The organism is Aeromonas sp. 602658 (genome assembly GCF_049173005.1).
Classification (GTDB): Bacteria; Pseudomonadota; Gammaproteobacteria; order Enterobacterales; family Aeromonadaceae; genus Aeromonas; species Aeromonas veronii_A.
The window spans coordinates 17557-40076 of record NZ_JAAKRF010000030.1 but is presented as its reverse complement, the minus strand read 5'-3'; the positions used below and the strand labels follow the sequence as shown (position 1 = coordinate 40076).

Here is a 22520-nt window from a genome sequence, read left to right as displayed (position 1 = left end):
ATGTGGTATCTCATCTACTCCGAAGATGTCCCCGATAGCCTGCCACTGCGCAAGCAAGTTCGCCCTGCCCATCTGGCTCGCCTGCAAGCCCTGCAGGATGAAGGGCGCCTGCTGACCGCCGGTCCAAACCCGGCCATCGATGCCGAGGATCCGGCCGATGCAGGCTTTACCGGCAGCACCGTCATCGCCGAGTTTGCCTCGCTGGCTGACGCCAAAGCCTGGGCCGATGCCGATCCCTATGCTGTAGCTGGCGTCTATGCCAAAGTGACCATCAAGCCGTTCAAGAAAGTCTTTTAAAACTGCGTCAAATACAAAGAGGCCGGAACGGATGTACAACCCGCTCCGGCCTCTTTTTATTGCGCGATGCTCAGCGCACCAACAAGGTCACGCTCTGGCGACAAACCAGGGATTGAGGATATCGGGCTTGTTGTAGGCAAGGGATGAGCCATCGAGCTGGGTGACGCTGCCCCCCGCCCCCTCCAGCACCGCCTGCGCCGCACCAGTATCCCACTCGCAGGTAGGAGCGAGGCGCGGATAGAGCTCGGCGCCCCCCTCGGCGATGATGCAGAACTTGAGGGAGCTGCCCATGGAGACCAGCTCGATCTCACCAAAAGGTGCCAAGAAATCGAGGGTCGCCTGCGACAGGTGGTTGCGACTGCCCACCACGCGCCACGCCTCACCTTCACGATGAGGCTGGGTCTGGATGGGCTCGCGCTTGCCATCGGCGATGCGCCAGGCTCCGAGCCCCTTGCCACCGTACCAGAGCTTGTCCAGCACAGGCGCATAAACCAGTCCCCAACGCGGCACCCCCTCTTCAATCAGCGCGATATTGACGGTGAACTCGCCGTTGCGGGAGACAAACTCCTTGGTGCCATCGAGGGGGTCCACCAGCCAGTAGCGTGACCAGCCGTGGCGCGCCGCCATCACCTCGGGGCCCGACTCCTCCGACAGCACAGGGATATCGGGGGTCAGCCGCGCCAACGCCTGCACAATCACCTCATGGGCCCCCTTGTCGGCAGCGGTAAGCGGACTCTCGTCGCGCTTGTACTCCACCGCAAAAGGCTCGCTGTAGATCGCCATGATGGCCGCCCCCGCCGCACGGGCGACAGGTTCCAGATCGGTGATATCGGGGTGGTACAGGGGATGCTCCATAACAATCTCGTCCAACTCACAGGGTCAACCAGTGTAACCCTTTTGACATCAACTGCTTATAGCCGATTGTGCTGGGTTATTACAGCTCTATAGCCGCCAACCCATTGCCCTCACTTGAACAACACCTGAAATAACAAAGGACGCCGTGGCGTCCCTTGTTATTTCTAGCGGCCGGTCTCAGGCCGCGGGCCTATTTTGCAACTCAGATCCCCTGACGGGCTTCCTGCATCAGCAGACGCATATCGCTCACGGCCTTGGCCAGACCGTCGAAGGCGGCGCGGCCGATGATGGCGTGGCCGATGTTGAGCTCATAGAGCTCGGGGATGGCGGCGATGGCCTTGACGTTGTGGTAGTGCAGGCCGTGGCCGGCATTGACCTTGAGCCCCTTGCCAACGGCATAGGAGGCGCCGGCGGCGATACGCTTGAACTCGGCGTTGCGCTCGGCATCTGTGGTGGCATCGGCATAGCGACCGGTGTGGATCTCGATAAAAGGGGCGCCACTCTCGGCAGCCGCATCAATCTGGATGGGATCGGCGTCGATAAAGAGGGAAACCTGGGCCCCCACCGCGGAGAGACGGGCAACAGCGTCAGTCACCTTGTCCCGCTGACCGGCCACGTCCAGACCGCCCTCGGTGGTCACTTCGGTGCGCTTCTCCGGCACCAGACAGACGAAGTGGGGCTTGATGCGGCAGGCGATGCCGATCATCTCTTCGGTCACCGCCATCTCCAAATTCATTCTGGTCTGGATAGTCTGGCGCAGGATCTCCACGTCGCGGTCGGTGATGTGGCGGCGATCTTCACGCAGATGCACGGTAATGCCATCGGCCCCGGCCTGTTCGGCCACGAATGCGGCCTGTACCGGATCCGGATACTGGGTGCCACGGGCGTTGCGCAGGGTGGCGATATGGTCGATGTTCACACCCAGATAGATTTCACTCATTGAGAACTCCTTGAAAGGCTTCATCTGTTGACTGCGCGGTCAGCGAATCACCCCGCGCCAATATCCGTATGTCTGTAATCTGTGTCAGCCTTGCATACTGGCTTTGCGTTTTAAAAACAGCTCCCGGCTCTTTAGCTGGCGCTTGCCCAGATAGGGTTGCAGTGCCAATCGGCTGAAACGTTTGGCCGCCTGCAGCAAGGGAGGGGTATCGAAACGTCCCTCGGCAAAGGCGAGCAGGTGGGCACCGAGAAACAGGGTACGGGGATCCGGCGCCCGCTCGCAAGCAACAAAGCCCAATTCACGCTCGAAGCCATAGAGCAGGGTCGGCTCGATGGGCGACTCGTCGTCCGCCGTGTATTCGAAATCCACCGCATATCCAAGTGCTTGCAACAGCAGGAACTCGAAGCGGCGCAGCGGCAGCTCAGGCGTCTCGCCGTCGGCCAGCGCCATGATGGCACGAGCATAGGCGTCGAACACTTCGGGGAACGGGGTGTGCGCTTCCAGCAGGTAGTAGACCAGCTCGTTGAGATAGAGGCCGTAGAAGAGACGATCGCCGCCGAGACGCAGGGAGTGATCCGGGCATTCGACCTGGGTGAGGTTCTTGAGATCCCCCTTGCCGCGCCAGGCGATGGTGAGCAGGGTAAAAGGTTGCAGCAGCCCCTTGAGAGGGGAGCGTGGCCCGCGAGAACCGCGAGCCACCAGAGTAAATCGGCCACTATCCTGGGTGAAGACCTCGACCAGCTGGCTGGTCTCCCGATAGGGCCGACTGTGGATGACGAAAGCCGGGGTCAGCAATCAGTCGTCGCCATACCCGAGGCTGCGCAGGGCGCGCTCATCATCAGCCCAGCCCGACTTGACCTTGACCCACAGCTCGAGGTGCACCTTGTTCTGGAACAGACGTTCCATATCGAGGCGCGCCTCGGTGCCGATGGTTTTGATCTTCTCGCCCTTGTTGCCGATGACCATCTTCTTCTGGCCATCGCGCTCGACCAGGATGAGGCCGTGGATGTGGTAGAGACCGTTCTCTTCCACCTTGAAGCGTTCGATCTCCACCGTCACCGAGTAGGGCAGCTCCTCACCGGTGAAGCGCATCAGCTTCTCGCGGATGATTTCGGAGGCCATAAAGCGGGAGGAGCGGTCGGTCACGTAATCTTCCGGGAAGAAATGGACGTTTTCCGGCAGCAGATCCTTAGCCCACTCGCGGATCTTCTCCACGTTGGTGCCCTTTTCGGCACTGATGGGCAGAATATGGGCGAAGTTCATCTGTTGGCCCAGCCACTCGAGGTGGGGCAGCAGATCTTCTTTCTCTTTGACGTTGTCGATCTTGTTGACCGCCAGCACCACAGGGCACTTGAGATTGCGCAGCTTGCCCAGCACCATCTCGTCGTCTTTGGTCCAGTGGGTACCGTCGACCATGAACACCACCATGGCCACATCACCCAGCGAACTGGTAGCGGCACGGTTCATCAGGCGGTTGATGGCCCGTTTCTCTTCAATGTGCAGACCCGGGGTATCTACATAGATGGTCTGGTAGTTCTCCTCGGTATCGATCCCCAAAATCCGGTGACGGGTGGTCTGGGGCTTCTTCGAGGTGATGCTGACCTTCTGGCCAAGCAGCTTGTTGAGCAGGGTGGACTTGCCCACATTCGGGCGGCCCACGATGGCGACAAAGCCGCAGTAGGTGGTATCTGTCATGACAGTTTTTCCAATGCTTGCTGCGCCGCGGCCTGTTCGGCCTTGCGACGGCTGGTGCCGACCCCGACGAGGGGACCATCCAGACCTTCCACGTCACACTGGACGGTGAACTCCTGGTTGTGTGCCTCGCCCTTGACGTTGGTCACAGTGTAGGTCGGCAGGGATTTGCGGCTTCCCTGCAAAATTTCTTGCAGACGGGTCTTGGGATCTTTCTGCTCGATGCCCGGCTTGATCTCTTCCAGGCGGCTGGCGTACCAGCTCAGCAGCAGTGTCCGCACCGTCTCAAGATTGGTATCCAGATAGACGGCACCGATCACCGCCTCGACCGTATCGGCCAGAATGGATTCGCGGCGAAAACCGCCGCTCTTGAGTTCGCCGGGACCGAGGATCAGGTGATCCCCGAGGTCAAACTCCCGGCCCAGTTCGGCCAGGGTCTTCTCGCGCACCAGGGTGGCGCGCATCCGGCTGAGATCCCCTTCCGCCGCTTGCGGGAAGCGGTGGAAGAGATCGTCGGCAATCACCAGACTCAAAATCGAGTCACCCAGAAATTCCAGTCGTTCATTGTGACGGGAACCGGCGCTGCGGTGAGTCAGCGCCCGGGTCAGCAGTTCCAGATCCGCAAAGACATGCCCGAGACGGGACTGCAGTCTGTTCATCTTGATATTCATTTACTTGATTCCGCCAATGCGGTTGAAGCGCACACCTGTCGGTACCCAACTTGGCAGCAGGGAGCCTTCTTCGCGCTCGAATTCAAAACTTATCCAGATAGCGACCGCCTTGCCGACCAGATTTTGCTCGGGCACAAAGCCCCAGAAGCGGCTGTCGGTGCTGTTGTCGCGGTTGTCGCCCATCACGAAATACTGACCTTCCGGTACCACCCACTCGTCGGGGTAGGTGCCGGGCTGGCGATAGTAACGGCCAACCATATCGGGCATCAGCGGGTTGCGCAGGGTCTCGTGGGAGACATCACCCAACTGCTCGGTATAGCGGTCAAGGGGGATCCCCATCTGGGTAAATTCGCCTCTTTGTTCAAACTTGACGTCGAGCTTCTTGAAGCCCGGGCACGTTTTCCCTTCCTGCTCCTCGCACTTGGGCCGGATCATCAGCTCCTTGTTGCGATAGATGACCCGATCACCCGGCATGCCGACCACCCGCTTGATGTAGTCAACGCGCGGTTCAAGGGGATACTTGAACACCACCACGTCGCCACGCTTGGGCTCGCCAGTCTCGAGGAACTTGGTGTTGGTCACCGGATCCCGCAGACCATAGGCAAACTTTTCCACCAGGATGAAGTCGCCCACCAGCAGGGTGGGCATCATGGAACCTGACGGGATCTGGAACGGTTCAAAAATGAACGAACGCAGGATCAGCACAAAGGTGATGACCGGGAAGACCCCGGCGGTCTGTTCAATCCAGACCGGCACGGGGGCGACCTTGGCCAGGGTCTTCTCATCCAGGTGGGCACCGCCATGGGCACGAGCCACGGCAATCTTGGCGGCGCGCTGCTTGGACCAAATCATCTTGTCCAGACACCAGATAACACCGGTGATCGCGCAGACCACCACCAGGATCAGGGAAAACGTGCTTGCCATCTATTAATCCTTTCCGACGTGGAGAATCGCGAGGAAGGCTTCCTGCGGCACGTCGACACGGCCGAGAGACTTCATCCGCTTCTTACCTTCTTTCTGCTTGTTCAGCAGTTTCTTCTTACGACTCACGTCACCACCGTAACACTTGGCGGTTACGTCTTTACGCAGTGCCTTGACGGTGCTGCGTGCGATGATCTGGTTGCCGATGGCCGCCTGAATGGCGATATCGAACATCTGGCGCGGGATCAGCTCGCGCATCTTCTCCACCACCTGACGACCGCGATACTGGGCGTTGTCCTTGTGGGTGATGATGGCCAGGGCATCGACGCGCTCACCGTTGATCATGATGTCCAGACGGACCATGTCGGAGGTTTCGAAACGCTTGAAGCCGTAATCCAGCGAGGCGTAACCGCGACTGGTGGATTTCAGACGATCGAAGAAGTCGAGCACCACTTCCGCCATCGGGATTTCATAGGTCAGCGCCACCTGCTTGCCGTGGTAGACCATGTTGGTCTGCACGCCACGCTTCTCGATACAGAGGGTGATCACGTTGCCCATGTACTCCTGCGGCAGCAAGATATGACACTCGGCGATCGGCTCGCGCATCTCCTTGATGCTGGTGATGGCGGGCATCTGGGCCGGGCTGTCGATGTGGATGGTGGAGCCGTCGGTCAGCTCGATCTCGTACACTACGGTCGGCGCCGTAGTGATCAGATCCAGATCGTATTCACGCTCCAGACGCTCCTGAATGATCTCCATGTGCAGCATGCCGAGGAAGCCACAACGGAAGCCGAAGCCCAGCGCCGTGGAGCTCTCCGGTTCGAAGAACAGGGAGGCATCGTTCAGGGAGAGCTTGTCGAGGGCGTCACGGAACGACTCGTAGTCATCGCTGGAGATGGGGAACAGACCCGCATAAACCTGCGGCTTCACCTTCTTGAAGCCAGCCAGCGCCTTGTCGGCACCATTCTTGGCCTGAGTCAGGGTATCGCCCACCGGCGCGCCGTGGATGTCCTTGATACCGCAGACAACCCAACCTACCTCGCCGCAACCCAGACCCTGGGTATCCACCTGCTTGGGCGTGAAGATACCGATACGATCGACACCCCACACCTGACCGGTGCTCATCACCTTGATCTTGTCGTTCTTCTTCAGGGAACCGTTCTTGATCCGCACCAAAGAGACAACGCCCAAATAGGAGTCGAACCAGGAGTCGATGATCAGCGCCTGCAGCGGGGCATCCGGGTCACCTTCCGGTGCCGGGATCTTGGCGACGATCTCTTCCAGCACCAGATCAACACCCAGACCGGTCTTGGCGGAGCAGCGCACCGCATCGACTGCGTCGATACCGACGATGTCTTCGATCTCCTCGGCAACCCGCTCGGGTTCTGCGGCCGGCAGGTCAATCTTGTTCAGCACCGGCACCACTTCCAGATCCATTTCCATGGCGGTGTAGCAGTTGGCCAGAGTCTGTGCCTCAACCCCCTGGCCGGCATCCACCACCAGCAGCGCCCCTTCACAGGCCGCCAAAGAGCGGGAGACCTCGTAGGAGAAATCCACGTGGCCTGGGGTGTCGATAAAGTTCAGCTGGTAGGTGTTACCGTCTTGTGCCTGGTAGTTCAGGGTCACACTCTGTGCTTTGATGGTAATGCCGCGCTCGCGCTCCAGATCCATGGAGTCAAGCACCTGAGCCTGCATCTCGCGGTCGGACAAGCCACCGCAAGTCTGGATCAGACGGTCCGACAGGGTCGATTTACCGTGGTCGATGTGCGCAATAATCGAAAAGTTACGAATGTGTTTCATCGAGCAAGAGTCACTCAAAATTAGTTAAGGTCAGTTATGGAGGCGCGATTTTACTGGATAACCCGGCTGACGGCCATTCTTTAGTCGCCAGCGCCAGTGAAATAGCGCCTGTTCGGTCAGGGGAGGATGCGGACAGGGACGACAACGCCGAGCATCTGCGGGCCGTAACGCCCCTGATCCAGGCGGTTGGAAAAGTAACGAACCAGTAAAAAGCCCAGCACGCCCCCCAGCAGGCAGCAGAGAATGGTAATCCCCTCCCCGCCCGAGAGCAGCGGCGCCAGCCAGAGCTGCCCCAGCAAGGCGCCGGCCAACAGACAGAAAAGCGGCAGCACATAGACCAGCGCAGCCCCGCGCAGCAGACTCTCCTGCGGGATACCGAGCCTCACTTGCTGGCCAACCCGCACCTCGGCGGTCAGCCTGACTCGCAAGCGGGGGGCTTTCAGGGGAAACGCCTTGGCCACAGTGCCGGTACCGCAGTTGGATTGCTGCTGACAACCACTGCAGGCGGAGCGACGCTCGCACTCCACCCAGGCATGGTCACCCTCAATGGCCACCACGGTCGCCAGCTCTTCACTCATCTCATTCACGGCAACACCTCGTGCTCATGCAATGGCAGGATCTGAACACGACTCACAGCCAACGGCAAGCCGCACACTACTGTGAACCCAGAACATGGACTCACTGCACCGCTTCGTTGCGAGCCAGCGGCTGCACCGACTCGGCGATGCGTTTGGCTGTCTCGGCAGGCACTTCCCCAACCACGGTGATCTCGACCCCCACCTCGTTGACGTAGCTCACCAGCGAGGTCGCCCCCTGGCGGATCAGCTGCTGGCGCACCGCCTGCTTGGGATCGACCCGAGAGACGTAGACCGAGAGATCCACCAGGCCATCGGAGAGCATCATGTAATCCACCGGTACACTGGTGGTCACCAGCTGGTGCCGGTCTTGCGACAGCACCTTGAAGCCATCGGGCAACCAGGTGATCTGCCAGTTCAACTGCTGTTGCGGTGCAGGATAGGCATCCTCCAGCGCCAGCGCCGAGGGCTGCTTGCTGTTGGCCAGCTTTACCAGCCATGGGGACGGTTTTTGTTGCAATTGCAGATCCACCCCCAGCATCTGCTCCACCAGATTGCCCTCCCGCTCCACCATGTCGACTCGCAGCAACAGGTGACTACGTTCGTCAATCCAGAGCACAAAGCCATATTTGTCAGCTTCCTTGGGAACCAACCTGACGACTTGAGCGACCTCGCCGGCCACCCGGCTACGGCCAGCAAGCACAGGATCATAACTCTCCAGCACCTGTGCCAACGGCATCTTCACCAGGGTCGACCAGATACCGGGAAAGCGGGCATCCTTCAGGGTGTAGGGATCATGGCTGTTTTCAAAGAAGGTGTACTCGTTCTGACGCTGGAGATACTCGATCGCCTTGCCATCGAGATAGCTGAGATGGGCTACCTCCTTGCCATCGATCACGGCATGGCTGATGCGGATCGGTTCAAGACGTCCCTGACGGGCCTTGACCATGGACAATTCGAAGTTCTGTTGCTGCACGGCACTCTGCATCTGCTGCAACAAGGCCTCGGCCGACTTATCGTCGGCCGAGGCCTTGGCACTGATCAGCAGGAGAGAGGCCAGTAAAATACGGCTGTACTGGCGCACGTTGATATCCCTGACGACTCGTTATTGTTGGTTCTGCCTGTCTTGCAACAGGCGTTGTTGCAACTGGTGGTCACGCAGGAAGGCGTTGATCCGCTCCCGCTGTTCCTGCATCTGCTGTTCGGTCAGACCTTGCTGACGGGCACGGGCACCATCCTGTTGCGGATAATGGACGCTCACAGGCGCCGCGCTGCCACCGATTGGAATGGTATTGAGCACCGGATTGGCCGGAACGCCATCCTGTCCCTGATAATGCTGCACTCCGAAGATAACAGCGGCGGCCACGGAGGCGGCAATGGCGTATTGCCCCAGTTGCTGACCGACACGGCGGAACAACGGAACCACATTGGCATCTGTCTTGACCGGCGCAACGGCAGGTTGCAGCACGGGAGCCGTCTCGACCGGCTTGGGTGCCAGTATGGTGGGCTCATCCTCCAGCGCAGCCATAATGCTGTCACTGAGATCCAGTTGCAGATTGACCGGCAGGTCACCCCGCATGGCATCGCCGATCAGGTGGTAACGACCCCAGGTATCTTGCAAGTCGGAGTCCATCTCCAGCTCGTTCAGTACCTCTGCGTCACTCAGGTCACCATCCATCAGGGCAGAGATTTGCTCTTTATTTGCCATAAGTTAACCCGTCTTTCCCCAGTTAATTCTCGATCAGAGGTTGCAGCTTTTTATCGATTGCTTCCCTCGCCCGGAAGATACGGGATCTGACCGTACCCACAGGGCAATCCATGATTTCGGCAATCTCTTCGTAGCTCAGCCCTTCCAGTTCGCGGAGGGTGATAGCTGTCCTCAGGTCTTCCGGCAATGCCTCTATGGCTGAAAACACGGTGCGTTTGATCTCGTCAGTCAGCGCCAGGTTTTCAGGGGTTGAGACCTCTTGCAAGGCTTCACCACCACCATAAGACTCCGCTTCGTCAGCCTCCACATCACTGCTGGGCGGCCTGCGCCCCTGGGAGGTGAGATAATTCTTCGCCGTGTTCACGGCAATTCGGTACAACCAGGTGTAAAAAGCACTTTCGCCACGGAATGTCGGCAATGCACGGTAGGCTTTTATAAAGGCCTCTTGCGCCACATCGGGCACATCACCGGGATTGTTGACATACCTGGCAACCAGGTTGACCACCTTATGCTGGTATTTTTTTACCAACAGGTTGAAAGCTGCTTTATCGCCGCGCTGGACCCGTTCAACCAGCTGTTCGTCCAGTAGATTCTGGTCGCTCATCAGAGCCGTAAAACCCCCATCAGGTTATCGTTTTTCTTTTCCGGCCCTTCCTAAGCGCACAAGTTCAGACAGGGAGAATCAGAGAAAGTTCGCTTCAATTGAAAAAAATGTGATGCAGGCTGCATCCTCGCCCTCGCTTGGGCTACCATGGTGCCAGTTCTTAATCCAGGCCAATGATACTTATGAAAGCAAGTGTTGAATACCTTTGCGATGTACTGATCATTGGCAGCGGTGCCGCTGGTTTGTCCCTCGCGTTGCGATTGGCAGACCACGCCAAAGTCCTGGTTCTGAGCAAGGGGCCCATCAGTGAAGGGGCCACTTTCTATGCGCAAGGAGGCATCGCTGCCGTTTTCGACGAAACCGACAGCATCGAATCCCACGTGAGCGACACGCTCAACGCGGGCGCCGGGTTGTGTGACCCGGCAGTGGTGGAGTTCACCGCCCGCCACGCCCGCGAGTCCATCCAGTGGCTCATTCAGCAAGGGGTCCCCTTCGATCAGGAGGAGAACGCCGACGGCGAGTCTCAGTACCACCTCACCCGGGAAGGGGGCCACAGCCATCGCCGCATCTTCCACGCGGCCGACGCCACCGGCAAGGCGGTGCAACTGACCCTGATCGATCAGGTGCGCGCTCACCCCAATATCCAGTTGATGGAGCGCTTCAACGCGGTCGACCTCATCACCACCCGCAAGCTCAACCTGCCGGGCAACAAGGTGCTGGGGGCCTACGTCTGGAACCGCAACGCCGAGCAGGTAGAGGTGATCCGTGCCCGTTTCGTGGCACTGGCCACCGGTGGTGCCTCCAAGGTCTACCAGTACACCTCCAACCCGGATGTGAGCTCTGGCGATGGCATCGCCATGGCATGGCGGGCCGGCTGCCGGGTGGCGAACCTGGAGTTCAACCAGTTCCACCCCACCAGCCTGTTCCACCCCGATGATCCCAACTTCCTGCTGACCGAAGCGCTGCGTGGCGAGGGGGCCTATCTGCGCCGCCCGGACGGCAGCCGCTTTATGCCGGAGTTTGACGAGCGGGCCGAGCTGGCACCGCGGGATATCGTCGCCCGCGCCATCGACCACGAGATGAAGCGGCTCGGGGCGGACTGCATGTATCTGGATATCAGCCACAAACCGGCCGATTTCATCATCAAGCACTTCCCGACCATTTATGAGCGCTGCCTCGCGGTCGGCATCGACATCACCAAGGAGCCGATGCCCATCGTGCCAGCCGCCCACTACACCTGTGGCGGCGTGATGATCGACAACAACGGCCAGACCGATATCCCCGGCCTCTACGCCATCGGCGAAGTGACCTACACCGGTCTGCACGGTGCCAACCGCATGGCCTCCAACTCCCTGCTGGAATGCGTGGTCTATGCCCATCAGGCGGGGGCCGATATTCTGGCCAAGCTGCCGATGAGCGTGGAGCCGCCGCGCCTGCCGGTGTGGGACGAGAGCAAGGTGGAAGATTCCGACGAACTGGTAGTGATCCAGCACAACTGGCACGAGCTGCGGTTGATGATGTGGGACTACGTGGGGATAGTGCGTACCAACAAACGCCTGGCTCGCGCCAAGCGCCGCATCGACCTGCTCAAGCAGGAGGTGCAGGAGTACTACGCCAACTTCCGCGTCTCCAACAACCTGCTGGAGCTGCGCAACCTGCTGCAGGTGGCCGAACTTATCGTCAACTGCGCCCTGCAGCGCAAGGAGTCGCGCGGCCTGCACTACAACCTGGATTATCCGGATATGCTGCCGGACTCCAAACCGACCGTGCTGACCCCGGAGCGGGATTAATCCCCCTTCCCGCAAAACGTTACAGCAATCAGTGACCCCGCCCCGGCGGGGTCACTTGTTTTCAACCGCTTTTCAGTCACAAAAAGAGTGTCGCCAGCCACATGGCAGCGGATCATCGCGATAAATCAGCGCATGGTCATCACGGGGAAAACTCCGTCAGTGCCTGGACGGCAGAAAGTGGATGGCTCGCGCCAGCAGGCGGTAATGTTCGGGGGGAAGGGCGTCGGAGAAGAGCCAGAGTTGCCGTGGCGACACGGCTCCACTCTCTTGCGGTTCGGGACAAAGCGCCAGCCTGAGCACGCCTGGCAGAATGCGGCTTTTCTTGTCGAGCTGATAGCGGCGACCTTGCCACTGCAACCACTGACCATCCCAGACAAGCTCGAACGGGGGCTCGGCAAGCGCACGCCAGCTCAGCCAGAGCGCCACCAGCCAGACGGGCAGCAACAGCGCCCACTGCCAACCGGCAATCAGGCCAGCCACCGGCCAGAGCAGCAACAGAAAGAGGGCCACCAGCAAATATTGCTGATGGCGGGAGGGGTGAACCGTCATGATCACCCGCTCCACAGTATTACCCCTGGCGGTCGTGGCGCGCCTGATTGCGCTCCAGGATCATCGGGATCATGGCGGCAAATGCGGGATCGGCAGGGACACCATGACCCATGCACCATTTGAACAGATCCGGATCGTCGCTCGTCAGCAGGCGGATAAAGGTCTGCTGATCGGCTTCGCTCAGGGAGTCGAACTCGTGTTCGAAAAAGGGCATAAAGATCACATCCAGCTCGAGCATACCGCGACGGCAGGCCCACTTCAGGCGGGATTTTTCAACTGGGCTCAACATGGCACTCTCCTTACAAAGACCGGGGGATGGTACCAGCTGGATTTTCCGGCTGACAAACATTAGTTACGTCTTTACCATGCAGCTCACATACTTTCTCTCTGGAATACCATCGTGAGCCTGCAACCACCTGTTTTTCCTGCCGAGCCGACCCGCTTCCCCCTGACCAAGCTGGCCATCACCCGTATCAGCGGCCAGGATCGCGCCAAATATCTGCAAGGTCAGGTCACCTGTGATGTCAACGCCCTGCAACCGGGGCAACAGACCCCGGGCGGCCACTGTGATCCCAAGGGCAAGCTGTGGAGCAATTTCCGCCTGCTCTGCCTCGACGACAGTCTGCTGCTGCTGACCAGCTCTTCGGTGCTGGAGCGCCAACTGCCGGAGCTGAAGAAATTTGCCGTCTTCTCCAAGGTCGAGATCACCGCCGATGAGCGTCACGCTACCGGGATCGCCGGTGCGGGCAGCGATGAGTGGATCACTGCCCAGTTCGGCCTTGAGCAGAGCGGTCTTATCGACGGCGGCATGGCGGTGAAGATTGAGCAGGATCGCTGGCTGCTGGTGAGCAATCAGCAAGCCGACGCCCTGCCGCAAGGTGACGAGTCACTCTGGTGGGGGCTCGAGATCAAGGCGGGCCTGCCACACATGGAAGCTGTGCATCAGGGGGAGTTCATCCCGCAGATGCTCAACCTGCAGGCACTGGACGGCATCAGCTTCAACAAGGGCTGCTACATGGGTCAAGAGACGGTGGCCCGCGCCAAGTATCGCGGCGCCAACAACCGCGCCCTGTTCCTGCTGGCGGGGACTACCGGCGAGCCGGTCAATGCGGGCGATACCCTGGAGCTGCAACTGGGTGACAACTGGCGCCGCAGCGGCATGGTGCTCAACGCCTGGCAACAGGCCGGGCAGGTGTGGCTCACCGCCGTACTGCCGAAAGATACCGAGGCTGACGCCCAATTCCGCCTCAAGCAGGACGAAGGCTCCCGCCTCACCCTGCAACCCCTGCCTTACGCCCTGACCGAGTAAGGTCGGCTAGCGAGGCACCCGCGCCAGCAGTGCCTCCTTCAGCCAGCGCCCCGCCTGCCCCAGCGGGCGGGCGCGATGCCACTGCAGCTCCAGCGCCAGCGCGTGGCTGGCGATAAAGTCGGGCTCCAGCACCACTACTTCGCCCCGCTTCAGCGGTTGATGCAGCAGAAATTCCGGAATCGCGGACCAGCCAAGACCCCGTTTGACCAGCTCCAGCACCCCGAGATCCCCCTCGACCCACCACACCTGAGCCGAGATACGAAAACGCTGGCGCTCGCTCCCTTCCCGTCGGCCGGTGACCATCAGCTGGCGTGCCCCCTGCAGATCGACCTCCCGCAGCGGCTGCTTGCGGGCCAGCGGATGATCCGGTGACACCACCAGCGGCATGGTCACCTCCCCCAGCGAATGGGCGACAATCTCCCGCTGGGGATGCACTTTCTGATAGCTGATGCCGAGCTGGGCCCGACCGGTCACCAGCATCTCGGTCACATCTTCCATCAGCGGGAAGAGCAGCTCCAGCTCCACGGTCGGGTAGCGAGTGGCGAACTCCTCCAGCAGGGTGCCGAGCCAGGGGAGGTGGGAGTCATCATCGATGGCCAGAGTGAGGCGCGTCTCCACCCCGGCCGCCAGCTCTCCGGCAATGGATTGCAACCGTTCACTCTGCGCCAGCAGGATCCCCGCCTCCTGCACCATGCGGGCCCCCGCCTCCGTCAGCTGCGGATAGCGGCCGCTGCGGTCAAACAGGGTGAGCGCCAGATCGATCTCCAGATTGGCGATGGCGCTGCTCACCACCGACTGCGCCTTGCCCAGCTTGCGGGCGGCAGCGGAAAACGAGCCAGTTTCGGCGGCCGCCAGCAAGATCCTCAGTTGTTCCAGTGATGGCGTCATCTTGTGGCCCTCCGGCAAGCTCTCCAATCCATCTATTTTAGCGATGGATACCAACATGAATCTATCGCTAAAGTTCTATAGATTAACCAGCAATTCGTGAATGAACCTGATTGAGAGAGTGACTTATGCGTACCCGTAACGATCGCCTGCGCCATGCCATTGGCTTTGAATTCATTGGCCTGCTGATTGCCGCCCCGCTGGCCAGCTGGGTTACCGGGGTCGGGCTAAACCATATGGGCCCGCTGGCACTGTTCTTCTCGGTGCTGGCCACGGTCTGGAACTACATCTACAACATCGGGGTCGACAAGCTGCTGCTCAAATATCAGGGCCATACCCACAAGACCCTGTGGCAACGGGTGCTGCATACCTTCGGCTTTGAGGGCGGTCTGCTGATCGTCGCGCTGCCGGTCATGTCCTGGTGGCTGAGCGTCAGCATGCTGGAGGCGCTGGTGCTGGATCTGGGCTTCGTCGTCTTCTACCTGATCTATGCCTTCGTCTACAACTGGGGCTATGACAAGGTGTTCCCCATCCCCCGCGAAGTGCCGCACGGCATGCCACAAGAGGCGCGCTAAGGCACGAATCCGTTGGATTGAAACCAAGAAGTGAAGGGCAACAAGGAAAGACTACAGAAGAAACGACACGGCCCCATCATGGCAGACATGATGGGGCCGCAAGAGGGATCAGCGCTGGCAGGCCGGCTGATTCAGAGGTAAGGATTCAGGCCTGCCCGTCGCTCAGGCCTGGGCCTTGAGCTCTTCGCCGCTCTCATCAGTTGCGACAGCCTCTTCAGGCTGCGCCTGGGCGGCCTGCAGCGCTTCCAGCTCGCTCTGATAATCGCTCAGGATCTGCTGAGCAACCGCCATATCTCCCTTGTGTTTGCGCTCGAACAGATGGTGCTGCACCACGCCGTTGAGATACTCCACCGTGATGGGCTGCTCCAGGGTGGCCATCAGCTCCTCTTTCTCCAGCTCGGCATTGATTTCATCGGCGGTCGTGCGCAGCAGTCCGGCCAATTGAACCAACATGCGGCGCTCACCTTCGCGCAGCAGGCTCAACATGCGGTTTCTCTGCTGCTCATTCTGTTGGGTCATACATTTCCTTACGTCAATTGGGAACAAGCCCGCTCATTCTGCCCTGTCCCCATGACAGCGTCTATCTCATGCCCCCCACAAATTTTTGGCGCTGGCTCACAAATGGCTACAGATGCTATTTGCAGTGGCTCTGGGGTATAGTAGCCGCTGATTTTCAGGCGCTTTTTTCACCTTCATCCGCGGAAAGGGATGAGACGGCAAGGGCGCCTGCCCGGTTTACCCCAACGAGGTGAAGATCCGCTTTATGACCGACGCCATTGTGGTGCTCTGCACCTGCCCAGATCAAACCAGTGCCGACCTTCTCTGCAAACAGCTGCTGAACCAGCGGCTGGCCGCCTGCATCAATCAACTGCCGGGCATTACCTCCGTCTATCGTTGGCAAGGCAAGGTGGAGCGCGCCACCGAGATCCAGCTCATCATCAAATCCCGTCAATCGCGCTTTGCCGAGCTGCAGGCATGTATTCAGGCCAATCACCCCTATGAGGTGCCCGAGCTGCTGGCCCTGCCGGTAAGTGCCGGACTACCTGCCTATCTGGACTGGCTCAATGGGGAGACCCCATGACGTTCAACCGCTTGCTCTCTCCCCTGCTGCTGCTCTGCGCCCTGCTGATGACAGCGGTGGGCAGCTCCCCAGCCCACGCCAGCGGCGCCGATCTGCTCAGCTCGCTGGGCATTGAGGCCAACGCCAAACCCAAATTTTTGCAGGTCGATGAGGCCTTTCAGATCGAGAGCGAACAGCGCGGCGATCAGCTGCTGCTGACCCTCCACATCGCCGACGATTACTACCTCTATCGCCACAGCCTGCGTTTCAAGGGGAACAACCTCACCTTCAGCGAGCCGACCCTGCCGGAAGGCACCGAGCACGAGGATGACTTCTTCGGCAAGACCCGGGTCTACTACCAGCAGGTGAGCATCGTGGTGCCGCTAAAGGAGGTGGGGGAAAATGCCACCCTGCGGGTGCGCTATCAGGGCTGTACCGACGGCCTCTGCTACCCGCCGACCGACAAACTGATCGACGTGGCCCCGCTGGTCACGGCAACCACAGCGTCCACTGCTGATACGGCACAAAGCGTCGCACCGGTTAGCCAGCAGGATCAGCTGGCCGCCGCCCTCGGCCATCAGGGGTTCTGGCTCAGCATCGTCGCCTTCTTCGCGCTGGGGCTGGGGCTCGCCTTCACCCCCTGCGTCTTCCCCATGTACCCAATCCTGACCGGCATCATCGCCGGCGCCGGTCATCGCCTCTCCACCGGTCGCGCCTTCCTGCTCTCCTTTGTCTATGTGCAGGGGATGGCGGTCACCTACACCTTGTTGGGGCTGGTAGTGGCCTCGGCAGGGCTGAAATTCCAGGCTGCGCTGCAACACCCCTATGTGCTGATCGGTCTATCGGTGATGTTCGTGCTGCTGGCCCTCTCCATGTTCGGACTCTACACCCTGCAACTGCCGAGCAGTTTGCAAACCCGGCTCTCCGGTCTCTCCAACCGCCAGCAGGGGGGCTCAGTAGTCGGGGTTGCCATCATGGGGATGATCTCCGGGCTGGTCTGCTCCCCCTGCACCACGGCGCCGCTCTCGGGGGCGCTGATCTACGTGGCCCAGAGCGGCGATCTCTGGCTCGGCGGGGCGGCGCTCTATGCGCTGTCACTGGGGATGGGCCTGCCGCTGCTGCTGCTCGGCACCTCGGGTGGCAAGCTGCTGCCCAAAGCAGGCGCCTGGATGGATGTGATCAAGCAGCTGTTTGGTTTTGCCCTGCTGGCGGTGCCGATCCTGCTGCTGTCACGGCTCTGGAGCGATCAAGTTACTACCCTCGCCTGGCTTGGCTGGGGGCTGCTGCTGTGCGGCTATCTCTATCACCACAACCAGCACCAGCCCCACTCGGTGGCCAAAAGCGTGCGCGGCTTCGTGCTGTTGCTGGCGATGATCAGCGCCGTGGTGGTGGGCAAGGATCTGCTGCAACCGGCCACCCCTGCTGCCCTCACGGCGGATGCCAGTCAAACGGCGCCGCGGTTTATCCGCATCAAGACGCTGGATGATCTCAAGGTGCAGCTGGCCGCCGCCCGCGGCAAACCGGTGCTGCTCGACCTCTACGCCGACTGGTGCGTCGCCTGCAAGGAGTTCGAGCACAAGACCTTCAGCGATCCCGCGGTGCGGGAGCACTTCGGCCAGATGGTGCTGCTGCAGGCGGATGTTACCGCCAACGACGATGCCGATATCGAGCTGCTCAACGGCCTCAATGTGCTGGGGCTGCCGACCCTCATCTTCTTCGACCGCGAGGGCAAGGAGCTGACAGGGCAGCGGGTCACCGGTTTTATGGGGCCTATCCCCTTTGCCAAACATCTCGAGATGGTAAGTGATGCACACTGAGTTGCGTCGGCTGCAGACAAGCGATGCACCTGCCTTGCAGCGGCTGTTCGAGCAGGCCCCCTCCTATCAGGCGGCGGTGAGCAATGACCCTCTCTCTGCACAGGCAGGAGAAGAGGAACTTGTCGCCTGCCCATCCGGCCTACCTCTCTCCGACAAACATCTCATCGGCCGCTGGGAGCAGGGAGAGCTCACCGCTGTCATTGATCTGCTGCGCGGCTACCCCAATCCAGACACCGCCTATCTGGGTCTGTTACTGGTGGGGGAACCCTGGCAAGGGAGTGGCCGTGGTCAGTCGCTCTATCTTCACGCCTGCACGCTGGCAAGCTCATGGGGGGCTACCCGTCTTCGCCTGTCAGTGATTGCCAGCAATGAGAGTGCTCTATTCTTCTGGCTGCGCAGAGGCTTCACCGAGTGCTATCGCCGCGAGTTGGCTGGTTATCGGGCCGAGGCCATCGTGCTGGAACGTTCACTGGAACCGTGAGCCGAGGTTTGCCGCCGCGCATTCGCGTGGCACAATCGCCCCTCTCGTTTTGCACTTGTCCGGAGTTTTGATGAAAAAGTGGTTCATCCCCCTGCTAGCCCTCTGGCTTTATGGCTGCAGTGCAGGGCCCGGTGAAGAGGATATCCGCCAGCAGGTCACCGCCAAGCTGCTGGCCGAGACAGACGCCAACCTGTTCGATATCAGCGACTTCACCATCCTCGGCAAGGAGGAGCGGATGGAGGGGGTCTATCTGGTCAAGGTGAGTTACCAGCTCCACTTCAAGCAGGGGCTCGATCAGTTGCAGGTGTTGCACGACGAGGATCTGGTCTACGACCGGGTTGGCCCCTTCCAGCAGGAGATGGGGCTGATGGAGCTCGAGCGCAAATATGGCGAGTTCGAGGCGGGCCAGGTGCTGCCACAAGAGGCCGAGGTGTGGATGATGAAGGACGAACAGGGCTGGCGGCTGGCGGAACCGGCCCAATAAAGCGCTTTCCGCCCCTTATGCTCTGCAACGACTGGACTGCCGTTGCCAACCAGCTCAAACCTGGGTATCGACCCGATACCCTTTTCGCTCGGCGGTTTCGCTCGGCAACTTGCTGGCCAACCCTGACAGCACCTCCTTGAGGGTGACCCCGCTCTCTGCCGCACCACTGCTCTCCAGCAGCTTGGTCAGCTGGTTCTGCAAGGGGTTCACCGCTTCGCTTTCGGCCCCTTGCTCGCTCTCTTTTCCCTGTCCGCCCTGCTGATCCAGCGTCTCCAGCAGGCGCTCCAGATCCCGCTTGAGCGGGTTTTCGCTGTTGTCGGCGATGGCGAGTTTGCGCTGTTCCTGCTCTTGCCGCTGTTGTTGCAATGCCAACTGTTGCTCCTGCTGCTGTTGCAGGGAGCCCATCATGGTGTTGATGAACGCTTCCAGCGAGTCCCTGATTGAAACAGTGCCACCGCCACTGCTCTCCCCTTGCGGTGACAGCCCCAGCTCATCCAGCACAGCGCTAAGGTCGCGCACCATCCGGCTGTCGCTGCCCGTTGATGGCGACGATGCGGCCCTCTCCGGTGCCTGCACGGCGGGAGAACCCTGCCGTTGCGACAGCGGGCTGAGCCCGCCTGACGCGATTACATTTATCTCCATCTTGGCCCTCCTCTCCCCGCCCCCTGGCCATTTTCGGCAAATATTCCGGCAATCTGACAACCCTTTGCCCATTGGCAGATAACCGCTCTCACACCTAAAAGATAGCGCCAACCGGACGAGATTGGCGCGAATGCATCTTTTGGTCTATCAGGCGGAACGATAGTGCTAACCCGCTATAAACAAGAGGTTGGCAAGGGGGCTGGCGTTCAGCCATCACTGCGCAGGCTGACAATGGGGGTCAGAAGATATCCTTCATCCGGTGCCACAACATTCCCAGTGCCAGCAGCGGAGAGCGCAGCGCCGGGCCGCCGGGGAAGGTGATATGGGGCACGCTGGCAAAGAGATCGAAACCCCGGCTCTCGCCGCGGATCGCCTCGGCCACCAGCTTGCCCGCCATATGGGTGGCGTTGAGGCCGTGACCCGAATAGGCCTGGGCATAGAGCACGTTGGGGTGAGCCTTCAAGCGGCCAATCTGCGGCAGCCGGTTGGCGCCGATCCCGATCATGCCGCCCCACTGAAACTCGATGGCAGTGCCAGCCAGCTCGGGGAAGACTCGCAGCATCTTGGGCAACATAAAGGCCTTGATATCCTTCGGGTCTCGCCCCGAATAGTTGCAGGCGCCGCCAAACAGCAGGCGGCCATCGGCAGAGAGGCGGTAGTAGTCGAGCGCCACGTTCTGGTCGCACACCGCCATGTTTTGCGGCAGCAATCTCTGGCGCAAGCGGCGATCGAGCACCTCGGTGGCGAGGATGTAGGAACCGGCAGGTAGCACCCGCCCCCCCAGCTCTGGATTGAGGTCGTTGAGATAGGCGTTGCAGCCGATCACCAGATAATCGGCGGTGACCCGCCCATGAGCCGTGGTCACTTCAACCTGCTTGCCGTACTCGATATGGGTCACCCGAGAGTGTTCGAACAGGGAAACCCCGAGGCTGGCGGCGGCGCGCGCCTCGCCGAGCGCCAGATTGAGGGGATGCAGGTGGCCGGAGCCCATGTCGATAAGACCGCCGATATAGCGATCCGACCCCACCACGCTATGGATATCTTCCTGCGGGACCAGCTTGAGTTCGTGCTCATAGCCGAGGCTCGCCAGATGCGCGAGATCCTCTTCAAAGCCAGCCAGATGGCGCTGACGGGTGGCCAGATCGCAGTAGCCCCAGGTGAGATCGCACTCGATCTTGAAACGCTCGACCCGCTCGCGTACCAGCTGCACCGCCTCCAGCCCCATCAGGTCGAGTTCGCGCACCCCCTCCTCACCAATCCAGCGGACAAACTGGCTGGTATCGTGGCCAATACCGCGAATAAGTTGACCGCCGTTGCGCCCGGAGGCGCCCCAGCCGATACGGTTGGCCTCCAGCAAGGCGACCTTGTAACCGGCATCCGCCAGATTGATGGCGGTATTGAGACCGGTAAAACCGCCGCCGATGATGCAGACGTCAGCCTTGTGCTCCCCCTCCAGCTCAGGCCACTGTTGCGAGTCGTTGCGGGTGGCCGCGTAGTAGGAGGCGACGTGCTCCTGATATCCGTTGTGCTTTCCTGCCTGCATACTCAGCATCCTGCCTTGGTTGCAAATTGTTTAATAAAATAAGCAAAGTTGTTTCGATAATACCCAGTTCCCCCTCCACTCACCAACCGGTGCGGATCACAGAAATGCAAAAGGCGCCCCGAAGGGCGCCTTTTCATGCAATCAAGGTGCTGTAACGAATTACAGTACGTCGATGGCGTTCAGGTCGGAGAATGCTTTCTCCAGACGAGCGATCATGGAAGTCTGACCTTCACGCAGCCATACGCGCGGGTCGTAGTACTTCTTGTTCGGCTTGTCGGCGCCTTCCGGGTTGCCCAGCTGGCCTTGCAGGTAAGCTTCGTTCTTCTTGTAGAAGTTCAGCAGACCTTCCCAGGTTGCCCACTGGGTGTCGGTGTCGATGTTCATCTTCACTACGCCGTAGGAGATGGACTCGCGGATCTCTTCCAGAGTGGAACCTGAACCACCGTGGAATACGAAGTCCAGAGACTTGGCCGGGATGCCGAACTTCTCGGAAACGTACTTCTGGGAAGCGTCCAGGATGGACGGGGTCAGCTTGACGTTACCCGGCTTGTATACACCGTGTACGTTACCGAAGGAGGCAGCGATGGTGAAACGCGGGCTGATCTTGGACAGACGCTCGTAAGCGTAAGCAACATCTTCCGGCTGGGTGTACAGAGCGGACTGATCCATGTGGCTGTTGTCAACGCCGTCTTCTTCGCCACCAGTGCAACCCAGTTCCAGCTCCAGAGTCATGTTCATCTTGGCCATGCGGGTCAGGTACTCGCAGCAGATGTCGATGTTCTCTTCCAGAGACTCTTCGGACAGATCCAGCATGTGGGAGGAGAACAGCGGCTTGCCGGTTTCAGCAAAGTGCTTCTCGCCCGCTTCCAGCAGACCGTCGATCCACGGCAGCAGCTTCTTGGCAGCGTGGTCGGTGTGCAGGATTACCGGCACGCCGTAGGCTTCGGCAACAGCGTGAACGTGCTTGGCACCGGAGATGGCACCCAGGATGGCAGCTTTCTGACCTTCCAGCTTCAGACCCTTACCGGCGGTGAACACGGCACCACCGTTGGAGAACTGAACGATAACCGGCGCTTTAACCTTGGCGGCAGCTTCCAGTACGGCGTTCACGGAGTCGGTACCAACGCAGTTTACGGCCGGCAGAGCAAAGCCGTTCTCTTTAGCGATGGCGAACACTTTCTGAACGTCATCACCAGTGATCACGCCGGGTTTTACGAAGTCGAAAATTTTCTTAGACATGTTTAATCGTCCTGTCTCGTATGCCGTTAATAAAAAATGGGGGGTTCATCATGAACCGGCACAGCGGGCACATGATAAACGAA

At 60.1% G+C, this 22520-nt stretch carries 26 protein-coding genes; 8 read left to right on the top strand and 18 right to left on the bottom strand.

Annotation, left to right across the window (positions count from 1 at the left end; all coding sequences use genetic code 11):
• Nucleotides 1-297 (top strand): YciI family protein, encoded by a 297-nt coding sequence (locus G5253_RS16630; RefSeq protein WP_216980214.1) that lies wholly within the window; start codon nucleotides 1-3, stop codon nucleotides 295-297.
• Nucleotides 298-384: 87 nt separating this feature from the next.
• Here G5253_RS16630 and cysQ read toward each other — a convergent pair whose 3' ends face one another.
• The 11 genes from cysQ to rpoE all read right to left on the bottom strand — a co-directional run bounded on the left by cysQ (nucleotide 385) and on the right by rpoE (nucleotide 10063).
• A complete protein-coding gene (cysQ, locus tag G5253_RS16625) occupies nucleotides 385-1152 on the bottom strand; it encodes a 3'(2'),5'-bisphosphate nucleotidase CysQ (RefSeq protein ID WP_421203777.1) in 768 nt (255 codons plus the stop codon).
• 202 nt (nucleotides 1153-1354) lie between these two features.
• Nucleotides 1355-2092 (bottom strand): pyridoxine 5'-phosphate synthase, encoded by a 738-nt coding sequence (pdxJ, locus tag G5253_RS16620; protein WP_421203775.1) that lies wholly within the window; start codon nucleotides 2090-2092, stop codon nucleotides 1355-1357.
• Between the two features lie 84 nt (nucleotides 2093-2176).
• A complete protein-coding gene (gene recO, locus G5253_RS16615; RefSeq protein ID WP_005335391.1) occupies nucleotides 2177-2887 on the bottom strand; it encodes a DNA repair protein RecO in 711 nt (236 codons plus the stop codon).
• Nucleotides 2888-3787, bottom strand: coding sequence for a GTPase Era (gene era / locus G5253_RS16610; protein WP_042053921.1), 900 nt, complete (start codon nucleotides 3785-3787; stop codon nucleotides 2888-2890).
• A complete protein-coding gene (gene rnc, locus G5253_RS16605) occupies nucleotides 3784-4455 on the bottom strand; it encodes a ribonuclease III (RefSeq protein WP_005335394.1) in 672 nt (223 codons plus the stop codon). The genes era and rnc overlap by 4 nt, the downstream gene beginning before the upstream one ends.
• Nucleotides 4456-5379, bottom strand: a complete 924-nt coding sequence (gene lepB, locus G5253_RS16600) for a signal peptidase I (protein WP_005335395.1) — start codon at nucleotides 5377-5379, stop codon at nucleotides 4456-4458.
• A gap of 3 nt (nucleotides 5380-5382) precedes the next feature.
• Nucleotides 5383-7176, bottom strand: coding sequence for a translation elongation factor 4 (gene lepA, locus G5253_RS16595; protein WP_005335396.1), 1794 nt, complete (start codon nucleotides 7174-7176; stop codon nucleotides 5383-5385).
• Between the two features lie 116 nt (nucleotides 7177-7292).
• On the bottom strand, nucleotides 7293-7754 hold the full coding sequence (locus G5253_RS16590; protein WP_040068038.1) for a SoxR reducing system RseC family protein: 462 nt from the start codon (nucleotides 7752-7754) through the stop codon (nucleotides 7293-7295).
• Nucleotides 7755-7854: 100 nt separating this feature from the next.
• The gene (locus G5253_RS16585; protein WP_216980206.1) at nucleotides 7855-8835 is read right to left on the bottom strand and encodes a MucB/RseB C-terminal domain-containing protein; all 981 of its coding nucleotides are present in this window, start codon (nucleotides 8833-8835) and stop codon (nucleotides 7855-7857) included.
• A 21-nt stretch (nucleotides 8836-8856) separates the two neighbouring features.
• Nucleotides 8857-9459: an RseA family anti-sigma factor gene (locus G5253_RS16580; RefSeq protein ID WP_227342014.1), complete on the bottom strand. Its 603-nt coding sequence runs from the start codon at nucleotides 9457-9459 to the stop codon at nucleotides 8857-8859.
• Nucleotides 9460-9481: 22 nt separating this feature from the next.
• A complete protein-coding gene (gene rpoE / locus G5253_RS16575) occupies nucleotides 9482-10063 on the bottom strand; it encodes an RNA polymerase sigma factor RpoE (protein WP_005335411.1) in 582 nt (193 codons plus the stop codon).
• A 182-nt stretch (nucleotides 10064-10245) separates the two neighbouring features.
• On the opposite strand from rpoE, the gene nadB reads away from it, so the two are divergent.
• The gene (nadB, locus tag G5253_RS16570) at nucleotides 10246-11853 is read left to right on the top strand and encodes an L-aspartate oxidase (protein ID WP_005354382.1); all 1608 of its coding nucleotides are present in this window, start codon (nucleotides 10246-10248) and stop codon (nucleotides 11851-11853) included.
• A 156-nt stretch (nucleotides 11854-12009) separates the two neighbouring features.
• On the opposite strand, the gene G5253_RS16565 is transcribed toward nadB, so the two are convergent.
• Both G5253_RS16565 and G5253_RS16560 read right to left on the bottom strand, forming a co-directional pair.
• Complete coding sequence (locus G5253_RS16565; RefSeq protein WP_323876225.1) at nucleotides 12010-12402, bottom strand: protein YgfX; 393 nt, start codon at nucleotides 12400-12402, stop codon at nucleotides 12010-12012.
• Nucleotides 12403-12421: 19 nt separating this feature from the next.
• Nucleotides 12422-12691 carry a succinate dehydrogenase assembly factor 2 gene (locus G5253_RS16560; RefSeq protein WP_113739619.1) on the bottom strand — a complete coding sequence of 90 codons (270 nt, stop codon included), beginning with the start codon at nucleotides 12689-12691 and terminating at the stop codon, nucleotides 12422-12424.
• A gap of 111 nt (nucleotides 12692-12802) precedes the next feature.
• On the opposite strand from G5253_RS16560, the gene ygfZ reads away from it, so the two are divergent.
• Complete coding sequence (ygfZ, locus tag G5253_RS16555) at nucleotides 12803-13711, top strand: tRNA-modifying protein YgfZ (RefSeq protein WP_021229471.1); 909 nt, start codon at nucleotides 12803-12805, stop codon at nucleotides 13709-13711.
• Between the two features lie 6 nt (nucleotides 13712-13717).
• On the opposite strand, the gene G5253_RS16550 is transcribed toward ygfZ, so the two are convergent.
• A complete protein-coding gene (locus G5253_RS16550) occupies nucleotides 13718-14599 on the bottom strand; it encodes a LysR family transcriptional regulator (protein ID WP_005335421.1) in 882 nt (293 codons plus the stop codon).
• Between the two features lie 125 nt (nucleotides 14600-14724).
• Here G5253_RS16550 and G5253_RS16545 point away from each other — a divergent pair, with 125 nt between their 5' ends.
• Nucleotides 14725-15171, top strand: a complete 447-nt coding sequence (locus G5253_RS16545; protein WP_005335423.1) for a PACE efflux transporter — start codon at nucleotides 14725-14727, stop codon at nucleotides 15169-15171.
• Between the two features lie 162 nt (nucleotides 15172-15333).
• Here G5253_RS16545 and G5253_RS16540 read toward each other — a convergent pair whose 3' ends face one another.
• On the bottom strand, nucleotides 15334-15690 hold the full coding sequence (locus tag G5253_RS16540) for a hypothetical protein (protein WP_069529227.1): 357 nt from the start codon (nucleotides 15688-15690) through the stop codon (nucleotides 15334-15336).
• Between the two features lie 244 nt (nucleotides 15691-15934).
• Here G5253_RS16540 and cutA point away from each other — a divergent pair, with 244 nt between their 5' ends.
• The 4 genes from cutA (at nucleotide 15935) to G5253_RS16520 (ending at nucleotide 19013) form a co-directional block, all read left to right on the top strand.
• Nucleotides 15935-16252 carry a divalent-cation tolerance protein CutA gene (gene cutA, locus G5253_RS16535; RefSeq protein WP_421203771.1) on the top strand — a complete coding sequence of 106 codons (318 nt, stop codon included), beginning with the start codon at nucleotides 15935-15937 and terminating at the stop codon, nucleotides 16250-16252.
• Nucleotides 16249-18048 carry a protein-disulfide reductase DsbD gene (locus G5253_RS16530; protein ID WP_421203769.1) on the top strand — a complete coding sequence of 600 codons (1800 nt, stop codon included), beginning with the start codon at nucleotides 16249-16251 and terminating at the stop codon, nucleotides 18046-18048. The genes cutA and G5253_RS16530 overlap by 4 nt, the downstream gene beginning before the upstream one ends.
• Nucleotides 18038-18529, top strand: a complete 492-nt coding sequence (locus G5253_RS16525) for a GNAT family N-acetyltransferase (protein ID WP_421203767.1) — start codon at nucleotides 18038-18040, stop codon at nucleotides 18527-18529. The genes G5253_RS16530 and G5253_RS16525 overlap by 11 nt, the downstream gene beginning before the upstream one ends.
• 70 nt (nucleotides 18530-18599) lie before the next feature.
• A complete protein-coding gene (locus G5253_RS16520; RefSeq protein ID WP_042080037.1) occupies nucleotides 18600-19013 on the top strand; it encodes a hypothetical protein in 414 nt (137 codons plus the stop codon).
• Between the two features lie 54 nt (nucleotides 19014-19067).
• On the opposite strand, the gene G5253_RS16515 is transcribed toward G5253_RS16520, so the two are convergent.
• The 3 genes from G5253_RS16515 to fbaA form a co-directional block, all read right to left on the bottom strand.
• A complete protein-coding gene (locus G5253_RS16515; protein WP_421203765.1) occupies nucleotides 19068-19655 on the bottom strand; it encodes a hypothetical protein in 588 nt (195 codons plus the stop codon).
• A gap of 238 nt (nucleotides 19656-19893) precedes the next feature.
• A complete protein-coding gene (locus tag G5253_RS16510) occupies nucleotides 19894-21198 on the bottom strand; it encodes an NAD(P)/FAD-dependent oxidoreductase (RefSeq protein WP_421203764.1) in 1305 nt (434 codons plus the stop codon).
• A gap of 159 nt (nucleotides 21199-21357) precedes the next feature.
• Nucleotides 21358-22437, bottom strand: coding sequence for a class II fructose-bisphosphate aldolase (gene fbaA, locus G5253_RS16505; RefSeq protein ID WP_005335434.1), 1080 nt, complete (start codon nucleotides 22435-22437; stop codon nucleotides 21358-21360).
• Nucleotides 22438-22520: the final 83 nt, after the last annotated feature.

Bases quoted from the DNA above. Each gene is read 5' to 3' on its own strand.
- G5253_RS16580 (WP_227342014.1), bottom strand. From the start codon at position 9,459: ATGGCAAATAAAGAGCAAATCTCTGCCCTGATGGATGGTGACCTGAGT.
- pdxJ (WP_421203775.1), bottom strand. From the start codon at position 2,092: ATGAGTGAAATCTATCTGGGTGTGAACATCGACCATATCGCCACCCTG.
- era (WP_042053921.1), bottom strand. From the start codon at position 3,787: ATGACAGATACCACCTACTGCGGCTTTGTCGCCATCGTGGGCCGCCCG.
- lepB (WP_005335395.1), bottom strand. From the start codon at position 5,379: ATGGCAAGCACGTTTTCCCTGATCCTGGTGGTGGTCTGCGCGATCACC.
- G5253_RS16630 (WP_216980214.1), top strand. From the start codon at position 1: ATGTGGTATCTCATCTACTCCGAAGATGTCCCCGATAGCCTGCCACTG.
- cysQ (WP_421203777.1), bottom strand. From the start codon at position 1,152: ATGGAGCATCCCCTGTACCACCCCGATATCACCGATCTGGAACCTGTC.
- G5253_RS16565 (WP_323876225.1), bottom strand. From the start codon at position 12,402: ATGACGGTTCACCCCTCCCGCCATCAGCAATATTTGCTGGTGGCCCTC.
- G5253_RS16530 (WP_421203769.1), top strand. From the start codon at position 16,249: ATGACGTTCAACCGCTTGCTCTCTCCCCTGCTGCTGCTCTGCGCCCTG.
- G5253_RS16545 (WP_005335423.1), top strand. From the start codon at position 14,725: ATGCGTACCCGTAACGATCGCCTGCGCCATGCCATTGGCTTTGAATTC.
- lepA (WP_005335396.1), bottom strand. From the start codon at position 7,176: ATGAAACACATTCGTAACTTTTCGATTATTGCGCACATCGACCACGGT.
- G5253_RS16520 (WP_042080037.1), top strand. From the start codon at position 18,600: ATGAAAAAGTGGTTCATCCCCCTGCTAGCCCTCTGGCTTTATGGCTGC.
- rpoE (WP_005335411.1), bottom strand. From the start codon at position 10,063: ATGAGCGACCAGAATCTACTGGACGAACAGCTGGTTGAACGGGTCCAG.
- fbaA (WP_005335434.1), bottom strand. From the start codon at position 22,437: ATGTCTAAGAAAATTTTCGACTTCGTAAAACCCGGCGTGATCACTGGT.
- cutA (WP_421203771.1), top strand. From the start codon at position 15,935: ATGACCGACGCCATTGTGGTGCTCTGCACCTGCCCAGATCAAACCAGT.
- G5253_RS16560 (WP_113739619.1), bottom strand. From the start codon at position 12,691: ATGTTGAGCCCAGTTGAAAAATCCCGCCTGAAGTGGGCCTGCCGTCGC.
- rnc (WP_005335394.1), bottom strand. From the start codon at position 4,455: ATGAATATCAAGATGAACAGACTGCAGTCCCGTCTCGGGCATGTCTTT.
- nadB (WP_005354382.1), top strand. From the start codon at position 10,246: ATGAAAGCAAGTGTTGAATACCTTTGCGATGTACTGATCATTGGCAGC.
- G5253_RS16510 (WP_421203764.1), bottom strand. From the start codon at position 21,198: ATGCAGGCAGGAAAGCACAACGGATATCAGGAGCACGTCGCCTCCTAC.
- G5253_RS16525 (WP_421203767.1), top strand. From the start codon at position 18,038: ATGCACACTGAGTTGCGTCGGCTGCAGACAAGCGATGCACCTGCCTTG.
- G5253_RS16550 (WP_005335421.1), bottom strand. From the start codon at position 14,599: ATGACGCCATCACTGGAACAACTGAGGATCTTGCTGGCGGCCGCCGAA.
- G5253_RS16515 (WP_421203765.1), bottom strand. From the start codon at position 19,655: ATGGAGATAAATGTAATCGCGTCAGGCGGGCTCAGCCCGCTGTCGCAA.
- G5253_RS16590 (WP_040068038.1), bottom strand. From the start codon at position 7,754: ATGAGTGAAGAGCTGGCGACCGTGGTGGCCATTGAGGGTGACCATGCC.
- G5253_RS16540 (WP_069529227.1), bottom strand. From the start codon at position 15,690: ATGACCCAACAGAATGAGCAGCAGAGAAACCGCATGTTGAGCCTGCTG.